Consider the following 18,565-nt stretch of genomic DNA (forward strand, 5'->3'; position numbering starts at 1 on the left):
TATCATGCTCATGATATCTGCCCTGTTTCAGTAGATTGGCTATCGGCTGGACCGAAATGACCCACCTCAATTGCCTTCGGCATAGTGATGCAGGCTTGTACACATTGACCGCAACCCACACAAGTATCCACCTTGATGCTGGGTTTCTCATTGTGCCAAGTTAAGGTGTTCTCAATAGGGCAGCTACCAAAGCAAGCACCACATTCTGGGCCAGAATAGGGCATACATAGGTCAGTATTAACTCTTGCTATGGCCATAGGTGGACATTGATTGGCGGCGGGAAACGATTCAATATGTGTTGCTGGATCTGCCTGTTCGTCTGGGAATGCACCTTCAACAATAGGGGGCTCAGCCCTCTCCAGCTCTGGTTGCTTTGCAGGAAAAGCTAGCGCCTTGTCTTTACATACCGTGACACAGGGCCAATCACAGCAGAGCTCGCATGCTTTGTTGGGGATATCCATCGCTGGGGTTGCAACTGCTACAGTGCCACGATGAAGTGGCAGCTCAAAGATTACTTGGTGTGGGCAAGCCTTGATACACTCGCCGCAGCGGCTACAGTTGAGTAGGAAGTCGAGTTCATTGATGGCAAAGGGAGGGCGTATCCAACCTTTGGCATTGTGCTCGACTTTTTTCAGGGCATGCTCGGAGCCTATATCAGCGATCTTACTGAAGCTAGATTTGAAAAAGCTGCGACGATCCATTAACTGTGTTTTACTCTGATCGCTCATCGGCTACATTCTCATCGTCATCGGTTGCACTAACATCCACAGGTTAAACCCAGTAACAAGCGCAGCGAATAGGATCATGGGCAGAAGTGTGATGCCTTGGGCTGCAAATAAGCGGTGACCTCGATGGCGTATCACCTGAGTCGCGATAACAAATCCTATGGCTATAATGATTCCCTGCATGATAAATAGGGTATTTTCTGAGACCATCATCTCCATATGACGCGTATGCTTCTCCATCATACTCAATGGCTCAGCCCCCGTGCCCAATGGATTCGTCACCAGTGATAACCAGTCGCTGCTTTCACGAACAAAATGGGTGAGGTTATGAGCAATGTGATAACTAAATGCCAGCGGAAGGGAGATAAAGGCAAAGCCAGAAAATAGCTTGTTAAAGCTGAGTTTAGTCACCATTGCACCAAGCCTTTTCTTCAGTAATCCTTGGGTCAGGCCTATGCAGAGGCAATAGATAAAGATAGGCAAGATCAGGGTGACGCCTAAGCCGATAGAGAAGCTGATAATCAGCTGGCCACTGTCATTAATCAGTTGTGCCATCTCGCTTAAGTAGCCCTCCCAGTAGTCAAGCATGGTTAAGCCATGAAAGAGGGTGAGAGATAACAGGATTAGCAAGAAAAAGGCCTCATCCATGTGAGGCTTAGCCTCTTTTATCGCTTCACTGCTTGGGGACCTCAATTGCCAGCTGACATTGCTTGAGGGGCAGCTTTGGGTGCAGTTACCGCATGAGGTGCAGTAGGTGTTCTCCTGCAATCGCCCCATGACTATCTTCGTTGGGCAGGGCGCTATTTTGTCACTGCCATGGAAACACTCCAAGGTTTTACAGTTACGGCAGATCTCACTATCTATCGGCCTAAGGGCGATAGGGGCGAGTTGCGAGTATGCGCCAACGGTTCTTCCTACCGGACACATGTAACGGCAGAAGGCCTTACCCTCAAACAGTGCCAGCGTGGTGGTGGCTAAAATAAGCATCAATAGTGCCAGCATGGCTGTAGCGTAGGGGCTGGCGACAATACCAATTCCTAGCTCTAACCAGGTGAAACCGATAAATAACAGGCTTGCAGGCCAGACACTGCGTAACATATTGGGTACTTTTAGCTGCAGTCGACTCTGTGAGCTGGAGCGGCGCCAGATGCTGTGATTGACTAACCAGCTGGCGATATTGTCCCAGGGGCAGAGTGCGCACCAAGCAGAGCCGCTAAACACGATAGCAATAATAATTCCCGTCCACCATAAGTTCCAAGTGAGTGTGGTGGCTAAGTTGCGCTCAACAATCGGCGTGCCCCACAAACCTGCGGTGATGACGGTGATAAACAGTGCGGCAAAGATAATCTTTAGCAGTAAAAGTGGCCAGGTATACTTGGCAAGAAAACGAAACAGGTCACCAATAAGCGGCAATTTAGCTAAAGATATGCTGCGGCTAGCACTCGTTGTCGGTGCTTTGATAGCCATGGTTAATAGACCCAATAACAGCATCATAATGCCGATAGCATAAGCCCAGTAGAGGGGGAGTCCAGGGTGGGTCATTATCATACGGTTTGTCCCTGTTGGATCTTAGTGCGAGCAATCCGCTTACGTTGCACAATATTGATCATCAGTAGGAGAAAGAAGATAAAGCCCACAGCAGCGCCAATAGGACCGACAGGGCTTGCAGCCCCCACTTGCAGAGGAAAATCTATCTCGTAGGGCTCACCATTATCTTCAAAGTAGGCACGAATGATGTAACTGCCGCGACTCTTAAAGAGGAAGCCTTGGCGATATACACCATCATCAATATTCTGCTGGCCTATCACCTCAGGTTTTGCGCCGTCGCCGATGCCTATGCTCTCACCCCAAAAGGTATCGTCACGCACGGTGAAGGTGATCGTTTGGTCGAGCATCTCGCCATTATCTATCCGTGTGGCGTATATATTGACTCGACCTGGCTCGTTGGGTTTAGGGAAAGCGGGAAATACCATATAGGTGATAAAGTACTCGCCTATCTGAGTCTCAATCGCCATGCTCGGTGGTGTATTAGAGTCCTCATTAAGGCTATATGAGGGACGACCCAGTACGTGATGCGCATGAGTTAATGCGCTAAATAGTGCCAGAGCACACAGTAGCAATCCCGATAATATTGGTGTTGTTTTACTTGTTATTTTTATCATCTATTTACTACTCATTAATTTTAATCATTCGCTAGGATGACAATCACTAAGCTGATCCTCACTAGTCGATATTTTTAACTGAAATCGTTTCGCTATTGGCTATCTTTTGCTGGCGATACTGTCGGCTTTGGTGGCCCGGGCCTTGGTTGGGGGTATCTGAAATTGACAGCGTCAGGCTCATTGCATGCTTAGGGCAAACAGAGATACAGGCGGTGCAGTTATTGCACTCGGCGCCAAAACTGTCCCGCATCGGATCTAAGCCAAACTCACATACCGAATTACACTTGTTACAGTCATTGCAGGGCTCAACTAAGCGCTTTACTCTGACTATTCTGTATCGTCCAAGCAGTGAGTAGAGCGCGCCACCTGGGCAGAGGTAACGACAGATCCCGCGGCGGCTGACAAAGGTGTCAAACAGCAGAGTGAGGATAAAAAACAGGGTACCGGCGCCGAAACCTGATAATGCGATAGAGAAGTACAGCTCTCTGCCCAGTACTGCTGGTGGATAGATGCTGGCGAAGGCGAGTGTGCCTGTGTATGCCGATATCCCTATGCCCAGACCCAGTACTAGGTATTTAATACTCTTGTGAAAGCGTCTGTTGTTATTGATACCAAAGCGGCTGAGGTAAATTGATAGGTTGGAGTTGAGCTCATAGATAAAGGTGGCTGGACAGATCCAGCCACAGAAAAAGCGTCCAAACAGCAGGGTGGCTAATAGGGGAATAAGTGCCGTGAGTAATAAGGGCCAATAGATCTTGAGGCTTGCTGCAATCTGTCCGACCACGGCTAAGGGATCGGTGAGCTTGACGCCAAATAGCTGCCCCGACCAAGTCGTCCCTTTAATGGCATCGAGATCATGCTCAGGCTCATCGACAAACGGGGATGAGATAAACTCCATGGTGTCATAAAGCAAGGTTTGCGATGGCAACAGGTGGTTATATCCCTGCGCTGCGACGTAATGCTGGTAGATGCTGAGCAGCGGGATCAAGATCAGCATTAAAAATACCACCGAGAGTGAAAACCAGCGCAACTTATTGAGGTGTTTCCACAGTGCGAATGGTTTGCTGCTTGTTATCGGTTTACCTTTGTTTAGACCCGCTTGGGTAAACTCCTTATCCATCATGAGCTCCTAAGTTGATCTAAGGTGTGGCTGGGGATGATCTTGATAGCTTGAGGGATCTGAATACAGCTGCTCTCGCATAGTCCACAGCCTACGCAGGCATCGAGCACCTCTGGCTGCTCCATAAAGCCCACGATAATTGCTTTATCTTGTAGAGGGCAGGCGCGGTAACAGACGCCGCAAGATTTCCCCTGCCAAGAGAGGCATAGCTGTTTATCGACACGGGCTATGCCCATGTTGACCTGTTCGATTATTGGGGTGAGTTCGCGTTTAACCGGTTGAATTGCACCACTTGGGCAGACATCACCACACTTCATACACAAGATGCAGGCTTTCTCTCTTGGGCTGATATAAGGGGTGCCATGGGACGCAATGCCATTTTCACTGCCGAAGAATTTGATACAGTTATTGGGGCAGATCTCGGCGCACTGATTACAGCGTATACACTGACTGATAAAGTCATCTTCAGCCAATGAACCCGGTGGACGAACATAGCGTTGGGTAAACTGCTTAACCTTGAAGGCCGCGTTGACCAGTGAGGTTTTAAGCGTGACTCCAACAGCGGTAAGTACACTCAGTTGTTTAATAAAATGACGTCTATTCAAATTACTACCACTTTAATGATTATTAGAAAGAGCTAGCACTCGACCTGTAAGGCTAGTGCTAGCTCTTAGGTCTATTGGCTAGATCTTCTCAATCCTTGCTGCCAACTTCTTAAAGTCCACCTGCCCAGATACCGGATCCCAGCAACGGTTGGAGATACCATTTGCCAGCCACTTGTTCTTTTTAGGGTCGGCACTGTCAGCAACAGAGAGGTTCCACGGGCCAAACATATAGCCTCTTGGCACACTGTTACGTGCGGGTTTAACTATGCTGTCGGTGCCGCCAACCTGAGCACGCGCCTCGAGTGAACCTCGTCTGGTCACGACGCGCACCCACTCGCCATCTTTAATGCCAAGATCTTTAGCATCTTCACTATGCATCTCCACATACATCTCAGGCACTAGACGTCGTGTGGTGGGGCTACGATTAGATTTCGCGGTATGAAAATGCTCATAAACAACACCTAGACCCATCCAATAGGGGTATTTGTCGTTTGGAACTTCCTTCCAGGGAATTCCTCTGAACTCCTCATCGGGAAGATCGGGCGTTAATCCCATATCGCGTGCCTTGATGATCAGATCTTGGTTATCTATGGTGTAGTGATCTTTCTTCACCCCAAACTCCATCAACTTCTTGGTGATCTCTTTACGTTGACTGTAGTCCTGCTTACACAGCTTCATGTTGACCTTGCCATCTTTGGTACGGAAGTAGCCGTATGGACGATTCTCCCACTGGCCCTCCTGCATCATATAGCGGCGCTTAGTGCCGCCATTTTTGGCTGAGTCATAGTTAGGCGCTGGCCACTGAATACCGCGCAGGGTTTTCAGTTGCTCGTAGGGGCTAATACCATCGAGTTTTTCACGCTCCAGGATCCCGGTAAGATCGGCATCGGTGCCTACCGATGCACGGCAGACATCTCTAAACACCTCCTCGGCGTCATACTCACCATCTTCACCCCGCTTGTAGGGGAAGATAGCGTCGCCATCCATGCCCAGCAGGTCAGCGATCTCCTTACCCTTGTCGATGACCATATCCATATCTGGACGACAGCCCTTAGGACCTTGTGCCGCCTTTTCGGTGATATTGATACGACGCTCTGAGCTGATGTAGACACCGTTGACTTCACCCCAAGTACAAGCCGGAAATATCACATCGGCGTAGAGGTTATTGGGTGCATGACGATAGATCTCCTGCACCACGTTGAAGGTTTTCAGCAATGCAGGCCGGACTAAATTGTATTGATCGGGAAGATCGATATGGGTGGCGTAGACCAGGAACATCGCCTTAAGGTCGTCCTTAAGTGCCCGCTCCATCATACCCACCGCAAAACCTGGATTAGGGGAGTTGGCGGCATTATCGAGGTTTTTCTCCGGGATGCGCCACATCTTAGCCATATGTTTACGGTGCTTAAGATTACTTAACCCTTCGTTAAAAGGCAGACGGCCGGTTAAGCCACCGGTGAAACGCTCGCCCATCGCATTGGGCTGACCCGTCATCGAGAAGGGGCCACATCCGGGCTTAGCGAGGTTGCCGGTTAAGGTGAGTAGGTTGATGATTGAGATAACATTGTGCTGACCGTGGATATGCTGGTTATAGCCAATCCCCCACATGATGATCACGCCACCAGTACCTTTACCATCTTGCTTACCCTTACCACGGGCCAAACGTTTGCGAGTTGCATCGGCAAACATCTGCGCCACTTGGCGGATCTTCTCTGGGTTTACATCGTGATTAACGCCGCCCATTCTGTCTTGAACTTGCTCTGGGCTGTAGTCATTCTGCACCCCTTCGACATATTCCTCCCAGCCATTAACGTGCGCCTTGAGAAAATCCCAATCGATCACATCTTTATGCTCTTTAAGTAGCACATGGGCAATCGAGTTTAGGAAGCTGATATCACCATTAAGAATTGGCACATGAACATGATTCTTGCTGTTAATATCCTCATAGCCCTTGCTGGTACCCGTTTCACGTGGGTCGACCACTACTGTCGGGATATCATTTTTCTTCTTATAGTCAGCGATACGCCAGAAGATAATAGGGTGTGACTCACGGGCATTATGACCAAAATGCATCACCATATCGGACATCTCGATATCGTCATATGCCAGCGGCGGTGTATCAGAGCCTAAGGTGGCAAAGTAGCCCGTTACCGCTGAGGTCATGCACATACGTGCGTTGGCTTCGATGGTATTTGATCCCAAAACGCCCTTCATAAAGAGGTTCTCTAGATATTGCCCCTCCATGGTGAGCTGGCCAGAACCATAAAGAGAGATAGAGTTACCCGAATATTTCTTAGCGAAGTGAACGACTTTACGCGCCACCATATCTGAGGCGTCATGGTATGGAACCCGGATAAAATGCTCTTCGTCGAATGAACCTTTGGTGTTACTGATATATTCGATATTACCGTGATTAGGCTTTTGCCATTCTGCCCAGACATCCTTACGTACGTAGGGGTCTCCCTCCATACGGTCAACATACATAGGCTCTGCAGCCGTTAAGCCTTTGATACACTGCAGTCCGTAGTTGGTTGGGTGGTCCTTGTCGGGACGCATTGAGACAATTTTGCCATCCTCAGCCTGAATAATGGTGCCACAACCGACTCCGCAGTAGGGACATTGGGCTAATGCTGTGGTTCTTTTCTTAGGTGCTGCAGTTGCTGGTGCGGCTTCAAGTTCTGGGTTGCTCGCGACAAATAATCCGCCACCTGCTGCAGTTGTTGCAATAAAACCACTACCCTTTAGGAAATTTCGGCGTGATACATTGTTTTCCTTACTTCGTTTCATCTCAAATTCCTTACTTATTTAGGGTGCGCAGATAGGTGATAATGTCTTCAATCTCTTGCTCATCTAGATTGGCCAGTCCAGCAGAACCGTAGAAGGGCAACATGCGGGTATTGGAGCGGCCGTATTTGATGGTTTCACGGATAAAGCCGTCACTCGCCTTGTTAAGGAAACCCGGTTTACCAATGGCGGTGCCCGATGACCCCGCTAAATAACCGTCACCCTTGGGGCCGTGACAGGTAGAGCAGATATCGTGATACCAAAGCTCCCCTTTGCGGGCATCGCCCTGCGCTGAACGCTGCTTATCGACTTCGGCTGAGCGGTGTGGAAGGGTTTCATGGCTTCTGAGGTAGGCTACAATCGCGACAATTTTCTCTTTGCCAAGATGGGCATAAGGACCCATAGCGGTACCAATACGGCCGTCTCGGATGGTGGATGCCAAGTATTTATCCGATGCAATTGCCAACAACTCAGGGTTGGAGAGCGAGGGGGCAAAGCCGGTTTTTCCAATTGCGTCAGCTTGATGGCAAAAAACACAGTTTTGCTTGTATAGCATCTCGCCTTGATCGATAAGTTTTTGACTGTTTGCGCTCACATTCACATTGCATAAAATGCTGAGAAATAGGATTGCAGACAGAGAAGATAGCTTTCTAACTCTTGTCATATAACACTCCGAAATAATCATATTATTCATACTTTTTGATTTTCATTAGCAATTCATGGTAAATAAACGATAATAATCAATCGCCTACTGGAAAGTCGTGTTTAACTTCGACTTTTACCGTCCTGTTAATAAAATGTTGCTCACTCTTTATTTAACCTAATACACCTATCGAATTAGTGTCTATTGCTTTTATGGCAGATCAGCAGGAACTTAAAGCTGGGTTGATGTGGATCAAGAATTTCTTGCTATTGTGATGGTGGTCAAATAACAATCTATTTAATTAGTGGTAGATGACTTTAAGGCTCACTTGGTAGCAGGCTAATTTGAGGAGAATATGAATATATGAGTCGTGAGGTCATGAATGATGACGATACCCATGACTTAGCTGGAATATGACTAAATTACTTTTATACTGGCCTGAAGATGATGATTTACTGGTTTTTCGGGTTATTTTTTATCGAACCATCAAACTTTCAATAATTACTTTCATGAATTAATTTTCATTGTGGTTGAATTTATATTCACGTGCTAGGGTGCTTTGCATGCTTAGAGAGTTTTTAATGGAGTTGTAGATGCTAGCAGTAAATGAGTATTTTGAAGGCAAGGTAAAGTCTATCGGTTTTCAGGGAGAGGATAAACCGGCATCTGTCGGTGTGATGGAGCCTGGCGATTATGAATTTGCTACAGCTGCACCAGAAGTCATGGTCGTAGTTTCAGGCGCATTGACCGTTTTATTGCCGGATAGCGATAGCTGGCAGACTTTTAAAGCCGGAACTCAATTTGATGTGGCTGGTGACGCTAAATTCCAGGTGAAAGTTGAGACTCAAACAGCTTATCTCTGCTTGTATGGCTGATTTTAAGGGCTGATGCTTACAAGAGTTATTTAACTTGTATATACAGGCTAGCCTAAAGCAGCTAGCCTGTTTTTATCACTTATCACTTATCACTTATCACTTATCACACTTGCTTGTTTCTCTTTATTTAGCGCCGATCTATTGCGTATAAGTCCTATGACCTGTGGCATAAGAGAGCATAAAATCATGCTGCCCATCAAGGCATATTGGTGGGGCGTAAACATCTCTCCCAAGAGCAACATTCCTGTGATTATCCCCGCAACCGGATTGGCAATACCACCGAAAGTAAAATCGACCACAGTCATTCTCTGCAGTAACCAGACATACATTATGTAGCCTAGGGCAGTATTGAGCAGTGCTATCCACAGTAGGCCTAAGCCATGAGTTAGGTTGAAACTATGTAATACCTCAACATAGACATCGGGGAGATAAGGGCGTGGATCCCAGCTGCCACCGCCAATATGCTCCCTCCTAAGATCAGTTGCCATGTCAACACGCTCCACCACTGGATACGGCTTCCCAGTGCTTTTGTGATGCTACTTCCCACTACGATACAGATGATCGCGCCGAGCATGGCGAGCATGCCGATAGGATTAAGGCTTATTGAGCCCGGATCGAATAAGAGCCAGGCTAACACGATTAACAAGAAACCGAAGAAGGCTTGTATAGCCTTGGGTCGGCGCTTGCTCACAATCCAGTGATAGAGCATGGCAAATACAGGTACAGATATCATGCCGACACCGGAAATTGCCGAGGGTAAGGTGAGTGCCATCACGAATATCAGGCTGAAGAAGGCGGCGATATTGATGCTTCCTAACTTGAACAAGATGCCCCAATCACTTCGCCTAGGTAAGTTAGGCTTAATCGCTAGCAAGATGAGTCCGGTCGGAAGTGCCCTGAGTGCTCCCAGTAATAGTGGGGGCCAATCCGGTAGGCTAAACTGGGTCACGGCATAGGTGGTCCCCCAGAAAAATGCTGGGATCATCGCGAGTAATATATTCATAAAACAGTCTCAAAATCATCTTTAAGCTTAGGTTTAAGCTCATTCAAAAACAAACTATCTTCATGTGAAGATAGTTTGTAGTCTGCGCTTCATTTTACAATTTGTAAAGTACCTTCGCATGAAGTATCTTTTCATTAAGGTAAAATATGTTTTACTGGTTAATCTAATGTTTAGTTCAATAAACCAAGTAACGTCAGTATAAACAATAACAATAATAGGATAAAACGCGTGGATGGATTAGATCGTGTCGTCGCCCAGTGGGGAGCTGAGAAGCCCCATTTAGATACCTTGCCCATGGAGCTGATCGGTAGATTAATGCGCTTGAGTAAGCATATAGAATCACAAGTCACCGAATGTCATAAGGCCTATGATCTTAAGCCCGGTGAATTTGATGTTATCGCGACCTTAAGGCGTTCGGGAGGCGAGTACTGTTTGACCCCGTCCGAACTGATAGATTCCATGATGCTCACCTCAGGTGCCATGACTAATCGTTTAAGCAGGTTGGAGTCCAAGGGCTTGATTGAACGTGTGAATAGCAAGGAGGATAGGCGCAGTGTCTCGGTGGCGCTGACTCAACAAGGAGTGGTATTGATAGATGAGGCGATTGAGGATCATGGTCGATTGCAGCAAGCAATAGTAGAATCTTTGTCGGAGTCCGCTAGGCTAGAGCTCAATGGGTTATTAAAAACCTGGCTAGCCCAGTATGAGTCTTAAACCCTAAAAACTTGGTAATAGTATAAGCAGTGAAATGGCGATTAACACCAGCCCGAGAAGCTTGCCGAAAATATCTCCTTTAGGTGCTAGTTTCTCAATGAGCACCACTAAGGTTAATATCGAGATCCAGAATAGGTCCATGACCCCGAGTACAAATAAGAGTGCCATCAATACCCAGCAGCAACCAAGACAGTATTGCCCATGGCTAAAGCCCATCTTAATGGCATTCAAATTACCCTCACGCCAGTGAGTCGTGATTAGGCTTAAGGGAGAGCGACAGTGTTTGAGACAGCTCTGCTTTATCGGCAGCCACTGGTAAGCCCCAGCTAGAAAAAGTAGCAGGCTGGTGAACCAGACTTGGCCACTGTGCATCATAGGCATGAGTATTGAGAGGGTATGTAGCCAGTACTGAACACCTGTGATCGCTAGACTATAGAAGGTCCAGGTCAGCAGATAACCGCCAATGAAATAAAATGTTGAGCTATAGCTAGCTTGCCGTGATCGTCTGTTTTCATTTATCTGCTCAACCAATAAGATCACCGGCAGTGCCGAGGGCAGCATCATCCCCGCCATCATGATACTCCACATGATGAATAGCATAAGGATATCCAGGCCGCTCCAGTATGCGATGGGCTGCATATTCATCGACATGAGTGCTGCCATGTAGTACCAAGACATGCCGATGAGAATAAAGATGCCAAGTAGCAAGCCGCCTTTAGCGTAAGTGACTCGTTTTATTTTCATCTTTTCTTACTCGTTTTTTAAGCTGACTTAATTGGCGCTCGGCCAGAAAAATCAGTCTAGCTCTGGCTCTTGAGTACTTGTATATACAATGGCTTTAATCTTATACCAATTGGTATTAGCTATTGCTCCAGTTGACTTCAGCCTTAGCGGCGAAGCGTCCCACATGTTCAAATGAGAGAGCATCATGTTTAAGGCTCATGGACTCTGTGGTGCCTATTATCCCTTCATTCCAGAAGAAGCCACCGTCAGGAAAGCTGATCCTCACTTGCTTGTCATTTCCCGTCATGGGATCGACGAGTGGTATATGCCGCACGTTCATTACATTTTCGATGGAAAAGCCGGCTCTATTGTCATCAGTATCCATGGTGATGGCATGTATTTGGGGGCCGACAAAGGTGGAAAATGTGCCGGCTAATGCTTCGAATGGCATGCCGCCGGCGGAGCCTGAGAAGATAGTGACGATAGCGTCTACCTGTTCGGTTGAAGCGGCGGCGTCGATAAAGATAATCCCTGTACCATCGCCTTCATGGATAGCCTTAGGCCAAGAGGCGGCCAGTACGACTTTAATTCCTGTAAGATCAATCTGGTTGAACCGTCCGGATTTAACATAAAAGCCGATTAAGGCCTGGCATCCCCCCGTGTCGCTGTCGGGAAAGCCGGCAAATTGACATCCGCAGCCGTGGCTACAATTACAACATTCTATCTGATGCATAGACAGAGCCCAGTTTTGTTCATCTGACATAGCGATCTCCTAAAGGTAAAGCCAGATATTGAGTATAGTTCAGACATTTTTAGACGAGCGAATCTAACGGTTAGTCACGAATTTGCAACATTTTCTTCATGGGGGAGTCAACTTCTCCCCCTACCCTGTGGGTAAACATAATGACAATGGTGATCACGCTATGTCGACAAGCTCGATAATCGGCAATCAATGTCAACCTCAATCTAAGAGCAGGCCAGGTTCGCTGTTAAAACACAGTTTCAATGCCCTCTGGCTATCAGATATCCACCTTGGTAGTAAGGATTGTAAGGCCGAATATTTGTTGCAATTACTCAGGCAGACTCAAACTGAGTCCCTTTATCTGGTCGGCGATATCATAGATATCTGGGCGATGAAGCGGCGGATGTATTGGCCCGAGTCCCATAATCAGGTGTTACAGCAGTTGTTCATCATGGCCAGAAATGGCACTAAGATCATCTATGTGCCGGGCAATCATGATGAAGAGTTCAAAGCTTATGCCGGTTTTCATCTGTGGGACGTGTCCATTGCTAAAGAGCATATCCATACCACACTCGGTGGCCAAAAAATTTTGATGCTACATGGAGATCAGTTCGATTCTCAGGTCTGTGTAGGTAAGGCGTTAACCAAGCTTGGAGATCGACTCTACGATCTCTTGCTGTTACTCAACAGGCAGCTGCACAGGGTTCGTACTCATCTGGGTTACCCCTATTGGTCATTGGCTAGTTATATCAAGCTCAGAGTCAATAAGGCGCAGCAGGCGATCGGTCTGTTTCGTGCGGCGGTTGTCTGCTATGCCCAAGATAAGCGGGTCGATGGGGTGATATGCGGCCATATTCATCAGCCTGAACTGTCTCAACAGGGCAAAATCTTCTACGCCAACGATGGCGATTGGGTGGAAAACTGCACCTTTATCGCCGAGTCGGAGCTGGGTGAGTTACAGCTACATAAGTGGGATGAGCAGGCAAAGTGCTCATTGGTTATCGCATCAATCTCATTAAAACGTAAGCCTAAATCATTAAAGCAACAGGTTGCTTAAAGAGGTGCAAGGATGATCTTTACCGTCGATAATATGGTTGAAAAAAACTTACCTAAGCTGAATCAAACGCCTTGGCTGGCGGCTCCGACTAAGGCCATGCTGAGATACCTACTCAATGAGAAAGAGTGCAATGACATTGCTGCCGAGTATGCCTATCTCAAAGGCGTCGATTTTGTTGAGCAGATCTTAACGAATTTTAATTTTAATTACTCGGTGCCCAGCAGTGAAATTGAGAATATACCCTGTGAAGGGCGGGTGGTGATTTATGCCAATCATCCCATCGGCTCTCTCGATGCTCTGGCCTTGATCAAGCTCATCAGCAAGGTGAGACCCGATATCAAGGTCGTCGCCAATGAGCTCTTGATGGCGCTGGAACCTCTGCATTCAATCCTACTGCCGGTACGAAATATGACTGGGGGAACCCCAAAAGAACATCTGGAAAATATCCATCAACATCTGCGTGGAGAGGGAGTAGTGTTAATTTTTCCCTCGGGAGAAGTGTCCCGCCTCAGGCCCTATGGAGTAACGGACTTGCACTGGCATAGCGGCTTTCTGAAAATTGCTAAGGCCTGTAACTCGCCTCTGTTGCCAATCTATGTGGATGCTAAAAATTCGGCAGCATTTTACGGTGCTTCTATGATCTACAAACCATTGGCCAGCTTGTTATTGGTCAAAGAGATGTTTAAGCAGGCCAAACGCACCATGCCTGTCCGAATAGGGCAATTGATCCCCAAAGAGGTCGTGAGCAGCAAAGATTTCCCGCTGAAGACTAAGGTCAAACTACTGAAGAGTCACCTTTACCGTATCGGCAAGAACCTTAGCCCCTTATTCACCACGCAAAACGCTATCGCTCATCCTGAGTCTAGAAGTGAATTACAGCAAGCACTCAAGGCCTGCGAGTTACTGGGGGAGACCAGTGACAATAAACAGATATTTCTCTATCGGCACTCGGGGTCTAATCCCATCATGCGTGAAGTGGCGCGACTCAGGGAAGTGGCATTTAGGGCGGTTGGTGAAGGCTGTGGTCAGCGGCGTGATACCGATAAATATGACGCTTATTATCAACATATCATCCTCTGGGACAGGGAGGCGTTAGAGTTGGTGGGATCTTATCGGTTTGCCAGTGCTACACAGGTCCACGAGCTAATAGGTAAAAAGAGTCTGTATAGCCAATCTTTGTTTCAATACACCGATGAATTTAATCCTTTTTTTGAGCAAGGGTTGGAGATGGGACGTAGCTTCGTACAGCCAAAGTATTGGGGCAAACGCAGTCTGGATTATCTCTGGATGGGGATTGGGGCCTATTTAAGCAAACATCCCGAGATCCGTTATCTGTTTGGTCCGGTTTCCATCAGTGACCAGTTACCTGAGCAGGCAAAAGAGATGCTGGTGTATTTCTATCAGACTCAATTTCAGGGCTGTGTCGACTTGGTTCGCTCGAATTCACCTTATACCTTTACCAAGGAACGGGAATCTCAATTAGCGCAATGGTTCGATGGGCTGGATTATAGCCAAGGCTTCAAGGTGTTAAAGCAAACCTTGGCCAGCATGGATACCGCGGTTCCGACGCTCTATAAGCAATATGGCGATCTGTGCGATCCCGGCGGGGTGCAATTTCTGGATTTTGGTATCGATGCAGAATTTGGTGATTGTATCGACGGCCTGGTTCTGGTGGATCTGCAACAACTTAAGCTTAAGAAGCGTAGCCGCTATCTGGATTGTCACCGGCCAGAACTGAATATGAATTCGGAAGATGTGATTATCGTTAGGTAATTATACCAATCGGCATCAGTTATCGAGTGTCCTTTTATCGGCAGTCTTCAGCTTATGATCGGCCCAGTCAAAGTTAGCTAATGGGGGAGAGTTTGTTAGTTTATCCTCTATAGCGGTGAAAAATAAACAAAAACTAACTTTCAGGGATTGAGCATGGACGAACATATAGTCATTTTAGTTATTGCATTGGTTGTGCTGTTCTATGGCTATATCTCTAAGGCATTATCGCGGAAAAATATCTCTGGCCCCATGATGTTTACCGGGTTCGGGCTATTGCTCTCGCCCTTCGGTTTTAATATTACTCAGGTGGAGGTCAATGCCGAGTTTGTGACGATTATCGTCGAAATTGCTCTGGTGCTTGTGCTCTTTGCCGATGCGGCCCTGCTGGATCTTAACTTGTTACGAAAGTCCTGGAAGATCCCCGCCAGGCTGCTGTTTATCGGTCTGCCAATCACTATTCTTGCCGGTATTTATGTCGCGACTCTGATTTTTCCCGATGAACCCCTGATCTATCTTATTCTGCTAGCCTTATTGCTCACGCCGACGGATGCGGCATTGGGTAAGGCGGTGGTGTCTGATCCTAAAGTGCCGAAGAAGATACGCTCCAGCATCAATGTGGAGAGTGGCTTAAACGATGGTATCGTCTTCCCTTTAGTATTAACTGTGGTGGCCATGATCAGCAGTGGCCTGACTCAGGCCGAAGATAGCTCTTGGGTCGCCTATGTGTTCGAGCAGATCATCTTTGGTGCCTTGGTTGGCGGCGCCGTAGGTTATCTGGGCACAATACTCACGGTCAAGGCGGTTAAACGCAATTGGATGGAGTCAAATTATCAGAATCTGATCCCTATAGCATTAGCCATATTGTCGTTTTATCTGGCGGAGTCTCTGTCGGGTAATGGCTTCATCGCCGCCTTCTTTGCCGGGCTTTATGCCGGTAATACCTGTGAGACAACAAGGCAGCATATCGAAGATTTTGCCGAGACCGAAGGCGAGTTATTTGTCCTAGTGAGTTTCTTTCTGTTTGGACTCGCGTTTGTGCCTATCACCTTGGCTCATATCAGTTTAGACGTTGTCCTCTATGCCTTCTTAAGTCTGACTGTGCTGCGCATGCTGCCGGTTATCATCAGCTTAATCGGTGCTAAGTTGGATCTGTCGACCATGTTCTTTATCGCCTGGTTCGGGCCCAGAGGCATCGCATCTATCCTTTATGTATTGATCGTGGCCCATGAGATGGGATCGATAGAGGGCTTTGAGACAGTCTATGCCGTAGTCACCGTGACCGTATTGATGAGTATCTTTGCCCATGGATTGACGGCGCAACCCTTCGCAACTTGGTATGCCAAGTCTCATCGGGAAGATAATTAGCTTTCTATCAGACAATCTAGATCTAACAAGTTTAAGGGAGCGATTCACTGCTCCCTTTTTATGCTTATATGACTAATAAAAAACAGTTTTAAAAATAATGAATAATGTGTGAAACAATTTGAAATATTAAAAACTAATTAATTAGTTGATACTAATCTGATGCTTTGTTAGCCTTAAAACTAATTCGTTAGTTCTAACGTTTAGCCTAGTTCAGGTTACTCACAAATCATCGGATGGAACCATGGCGAGAAAGAAGCAAGCTGTATTGACCGATTCAGAGCAGGAGATCATGGAGATCCTCTGGCGCGTTAAAGAAGCATCGGTACGTAATATCACCGATGAATTGTTAAAATCGAAAGTCGTCGCCCACACCACAGTGCAGACCATGTTTAAGATTTTACATGAGAAGGGTCATGTAGATTATCGTAAAGAGGGCAGGGCTTTCATCTATTTTCCGTTGAAGAATAAAGCCTCGGCCAGAAGCGATGCATTGAAGAATGTTTTAAAACAGTTTTTCGGTGGTTCGCCAGATGTACTGGCTCAGCATCTGCTCGAAGAGAATGATATCGATCTCGATACCCTGCAAACCCTGCAAGATAAGATAGACAAGAGTAAGCAGGACAAGGGGGCGTGATGGCTAACTCGACCTATGCCTCCGTGATTGCCGAGCTATTTCATTATCTGAGTGAAATCGTCGTCGCTCATCTATGGCAAAGTCTGTTGATACTGACCGTATTAGCGATGTTTACCCGTTTAGTTAACAGGCTAGGTGCTGAGATTAAATCCAGTCTTTGGATGCATGGACTCGTGTTATCTATACTGCTGCCTGTGCTCAGCAGTGTGTTCATCCCTCAATCAACAGCCGTGACGATTGGCTCAATAGAAGTCAGTGAAAATAAGCATGGCCAAGTTAGCCTGAACACTCGGAGTCAAAACAAGCAGGAAGTAAGAAGAAGCGGATTAATTCAAGATTCAGATGCTGCGAATACTCGTCAAAAAGATACTCAAGTATTGGCATATTTGTTAGTGCTGTTACTGGTCATCATGGCTTTTGGCACGGTAAAGCGCTTGATAGGCTTAGTCATCGCATGGAGCAGCACACAAGGCTTGATTGGAAGAGGGATCCGTGTGCCAACGGCTAGATACCTGAAGGATTATCCACAGCTGGGCAAGACAAAGTTACTCAAGTCTTATGATATTACCGGCCCTATGGTAGTGGGCTATATGGAGCCTGTGATCTTATTTCCAGCCAAGCTTTTAGAGGAGCTTGAGGCTCAAGATATTGAGAATATTCTTTATCATGAGCTTGGTCATATAAAACGTAGCGATATCTGGTTTTCTCTGCTGCAAAGGCTGATCACCTGCCTATTTTGGTGGAACCCCTTGCTGTCGATTTTTAATAAACAGATCAATCTCAATCGAGAGCTGGCATGTGACGAATTTGCCGCGCGCCAAACTGGCGATAGTTCGTCCTATGCTCAGTCTCTGCTCAATAGCGTCAAAGTGGGATTAGAACATAATCCTCTGGTGCATGGCGTCTCAATGTTCAATAAAAAGAAGCAACTTTTCATACGCATAGAAGGAATATTAGACATGGAAAACAGTTCACATTTACGTGGTAAAAAATTAGGTTCGCTACTTGGCCTTTCTCTGGTTGTGCTCACTTCGACTGTGGTATTGCAGAGCGCCCCATTTGCTAAGGTGGGTTTAGAGGGGTCACTGGTGGAGCAGGCCAGTCATATCGCCACAGATGCCATGAATCAAGACGACGCAGAGCTGCTGGTCGCCGCGGTACAAGGGAACAGGATTAGCGTGATTGAGTCTCTAATCAATGATGGCGCCGATATTAATACGCCGCTGTTTGGTGATGGTACAGCACTTATCGTGGCGGTGAGAAAGGGTAACTTTGCTATGGTAGAGAAGCTTATTGAATTAGGAGCCAATCCTAATCAAGCGTCCCGAGGTGACGGTAATCCGCTGATCATAGCAGCCGCCAGGAACGAGCAGGACATTGCCGAGTTATTGCTGGATCATGGCGCTAAGATCGATGCCATTGTTCAAGGTGATGAGACTGCGCTTATCAATGCCAGTCGCCGTGGTCACTTAGATATGGTGAAGTTTCTTGTTAGTCACAAGGCAGATGTAAACTTAGGCGTTAAAGTGAATGAGATGCGAGGCCCTGAATATCGTAGTCCCTATAATCAGGCATCGAGCCAGAAAATCCGTGATTACTTAGCCAGTGAAGGGGCTGAAGCGCAAGGTGCTATGTAGTGG

Annotated in this window: 16 protein-coding genes and 1 pseudogene; 7 read left to right on the top strand and 10 right to left on the bottom strand. The window is 47.0% G+C overall.

Features of this window, described 5'->3' with window-relative positions; translation table 11 throughout:
* Positions 1-8 precede the first annotated feature (8 nt).
* The 7 genes from FM037_RS02515 to FM037_RS02545 all read right to left on the bottom strand — a co-directional run bounded on the left by FM037_RS02515 (position 9) and on the right by FM037_RS02545 (position 8,060).
* The gene (locus FM037_RS02515; RefSeq protein ID WP_144044707.1) at positions 9-728 is read right to left on the bottom strand and encodes a 4Fe-4S dicluster domain-containing protein; all 720 of its coding nucleotides are present in this window, start codon (positions 726-728) and stop codon (positions 9-11) included.
* Positions 729-731: 3 nt separating this feature from the next.
* Positions 732-2,273: a 4Fe-4S binding protein gene (locus FM037_RS02520; protein WP_144044708.1), complete on the bottom strand. Its 1,542-nt coding sequence runs from the start codon at positions 2,271-2,273 to the stop codon at positions 732-734.
* On the bottom strand, positions 2,270-2,887 hold the full coding sequence (locus FM037_RS02525) for a hypothetical protein (protein ID WP_221937453.1): 618 nt from the start codon (positions 2,885-2,887) through the stop codon (positions 2,270-2,272). The genes FM037_RS02520 and FM037_RS02525 overlap by 4 nt, the downstream gene beginning before the upstream one ends.
* Positions 2,888-2,948: 61 nt before the next feature.
* Positions 2,949-4,010 carry a 4Fe-4S binding protein gene (locus FM037_RS02530; RefSeq protein ID WP_221937454.1) on the bottom strand — a complete coding sequence of 354 codons (1,062 nt, stop codon included), beginning with the start codon at positions 4,008-4,010 and terminating at the stop codon, positions 2,949-2,951.
* Positions 4,007-4,612 carry a 4Fe-4S dicluster domain-containing protein gene (locus FM037_RS02535; RefSeq protein ID WP_144044709.1) on the bottom strand — a complete coding sequence of 202 codons (606 nt, stop codon included), beginning with the start codon at positions 4,610-4,612 and terminating at the stop codon, positions 4,007-4,009. The genes FM037_RS02530 and FM037_RS02535 overlap by 4 nt, the downstream gene beginning before the upstream one ends.
* Positions 4,613-4,690: 78 nt before the next feature.
* Complete coding sequence (locus FM037_RS02540; protein WP_144044710.1) at positions 4,691-7,399, bottom strand: molybdopterin-dependent oxidoreductase; 2,709 nt, start codon at positions 7,397-7,399, stop codon at positions 4,691-4,693.
* Positions 7,400-7,409: 10 nt separating this feature from the next.
* Positions 7,410-8,060 (bottom strand): c-type cytochrome, encoded by a 651-nt coding sequence (locus FM037_RS02545; protein WP_144044711.1) that lies wholly within the window; start codon positions 8,058-8,060, stop codon positions 7,410-7,412.
* Between the two features lie 572 nt (positions 8,061-8,632).
* Here FM037_RS02545 and ppnP point away from each other — a divergent pair.
* Positions 8,633-8,914: a pyrimidine/purine nucleoside phosphorylase gene (ppnP, locus tag FM037_RS02550; protein ID WP_144044712.1), complete on the top strand. Its 282-nt coding sequence runs from the start codon at positions 8,633-8,635 to the stop codon at positions 8,912-8,914.
* Positions 8,915-9,003: 89 nt separating this feature from the next.
* On the opposite strand, the pseudogene FM037_RS02555 reads toward ppnP, so the two are convergent.
* A pseudogene (locus FM037_RS02555) lies at positions 9,004-9,917 on the bottom strand (DMT family transporter).
* Positions 9,918-10,145: 228 nt separating this feature from the next.
* Between FM037_RS02555 and FM037_RS02560 the strand changes: the two are divergent.
* Entirely contained in the window at positions 10,146-10,631 is a 486-nt protein-coding gene (locus FM037_RS02560) for a MarR family winged helix-turn-helix transcriptional regulator (RefSeq protein WP_144044713.1), read from the top strand.
* 3 nt (positions 10,632-10,634) lie between these two features.
* Here FM037_RS02560 and FM037_RS02565 read toward each other — a convergent pair whose 3' ends face one another.
* Both FM037_RS02565 and FM037_RS02570 read right to left on the bottom strand, forming a co-directional pair.
* Positions 10,635-11,375, bottom strand: coding sequence for a DUF2182 domain-containing protein (locus tag FM037_RS02565; RefSeq protein ID WP_221937455.1), 741 nt, complete (start codon positions 11,373-11,375; stop codon positions 10,635-10,637).
* Positions 11,376-11,490: 115 nt separating this feature from the next.
* A complete protein-coding gene (locus FM037_RS02570) occupies positions 11,491-12,117 on the bottom strand; it encodes a DUF1326 domain-containing protein (RefSeq protein WP_144044714.1) in 627 nt (208 codons plus the stop codon).
* Positions 12,118-12,199: 82 nt separating this feature from the next.
* On the opposite strand from FM037_RS02570, the gene FM037_RS02575 reads away from it, so the two are divergent.
* From FM037_RS02575 to FM037_RS02595, 5 genes are all read left to right on the top strand, one after another.
* A complete protein-coding gene (locus FM037_RS02575) occupies positions 12,200-13,153 on the top strand; it encodes a UDP-2,3-diacylglucosamine diphosphatase (RefSeq protein ID WP_229381059.1) in 954 nt (317 codons plus the stop codon).
* 12 nt (positions 13,154-13,165) lie between these two features.
* Positions 13,166-14,926: a GNAT family N-acyltransferase gene (locus FM037_RS02580; RefSeq protein WP_144044715.1), complete on the top strand. Its 1,761-nt coding sequence runs from the start codon at positions 13,166-13,168 to the stop codon at positions 14,924-14,926.
* A gap of 153 nt (positions 14,927-15,079) precedes the next feature.
* Positions 15,080-16,291 (top strand): cation:proton antiporter, encoded by a 1,212-nt coding sequence (locus FM037_RS02585; RefSeq protein WP_144044716.1) that lies wholly within the window; start codon positions 15,080-15,082, stop codon positions 16,289-16,291.
* Between the two features lie 241 nt (positions 16,292-16,532).
* On the top strand, positions 16,533-16,925 hold the full coding sequence (locus FM037_RS02590; RefSeq protein WP_144044717.1) for a BlaI/MecI/CopY family transcriptional regulator: 393 nt from the start codon (positions 16,533-16,535) through the stop codon (positions 16,923-16,925).
* Complete coding sequence (locus tag FM037_RS02595) at positions 16,925-18,562, top strand: M56 family metallopeptidase (protein WP_144044718.1); 1,638 nt, start codon at positions 16,925-16,927, stop codon at positions 18,560-18,562. The genes FM037_RS02590 and FM037_RS02595 overlap by 1 nt, the downstream gene beginning before the upstream one ends.
* Positions 18,563-18,565 lie beyond the last annotated feature (3 nt).

The organism is Shewanella psychropiezotolerans, from assembly GCF_007197555.1.
In the GTDB taxonomy this organism is placed as follows: Bacteria; Pseudomonadota; Gammaproteobacteria; order Enterobacterales; family Shewanellaceae; genus Shewanella; species Shewanella psychropiezotolerans.

Coding starts and splice junctions, on each gene's coding strand:
- FM037_RS02515 (WP_144044707.1), bottom strand. CDS start 728: ATGAGCGATCAGAGTAAAACACAGTTAATGGATCGTCGCAGCTTTTTC.
- FM037_RS02520 (WP_144044708.1), bottom strand. CDS start 2,273: ATGATAATGACCCACCCTGGACTCCCCCTCTACTGGGCTTATGCTATC.
- FM037_RS02525 (WP_221937453.1), bottom strand. CDS start 2,887: ATGATAAAAATAACAAGTAAAACAACACCAATATTATCGGGATTGCTA.
- FM037_RS02530 (WP_221937454.1), bottom strand. CDS start 4,010: ATGATGGATAAGGAGTTTACCCAAGCGGGTCTAAACAAAGGTAAACCG.
- FM037_RS02540 (WP_144044710.1), bottom strand. CDS start 7,399: ATGAAACGAAGTAAGGAAAACAATGTATCACGCCGAAATTTCCTAAAG.
- FM037_RS02545 (WP_144044711.1), bottom strand. CDS start 8,060: ATGACAAGAGTTAGAAAGCTATCTTCTCTGTCTGCAATCCTATTTCTC.
- ppnP (WP_144044712.1), top strand. CDS start 8,633: ATGCTAGCAGTAAATGAGTATTTTGAAGGCAAGGTAAAGTCTATCGGT.
- FM037_RS02565 (WP_221937455.1), bottom strand. CDS start 11,375: ATGAAAATAAAACGAGTCACTTACGCTAAAGGCGGCTTGCTACTTGGC.
- FM037_RS02570 (WP_144044714.1), bottom strand. CDS start 12,117: ATGTCAGATGAACAAAACTGGGCTCTGTCTATGCATCAGATAGAATGT.
- FM037_RS02580 (WP_144044715.1), top strand. CDS start 13,166: ATGATCTTTACCGTCGATAATATGGTTGAAAAAAACTTACCTAAGCTG.
- FM037_RS02585 (WP_144044716.1), top strand. CDS start 15,080: ATGGACGAACATATAGTCATTTTAGTTATTGCATTGGTTGTGCTGTTC.
- FM037_RS02590 (WP_144044717.1), top strand. CDS start 16,533: ATGGCGAGAAAGAAGCAAGCTGTATTGACCGATTCAGAGCAGGAGATC.
- FM037_RS02595 (WP_144044718.1), top strand. CDS start 16,925: ATGGCTAACTCGACCTATGCCTCCGTGATTGCCGAGCTATTTCATTAT.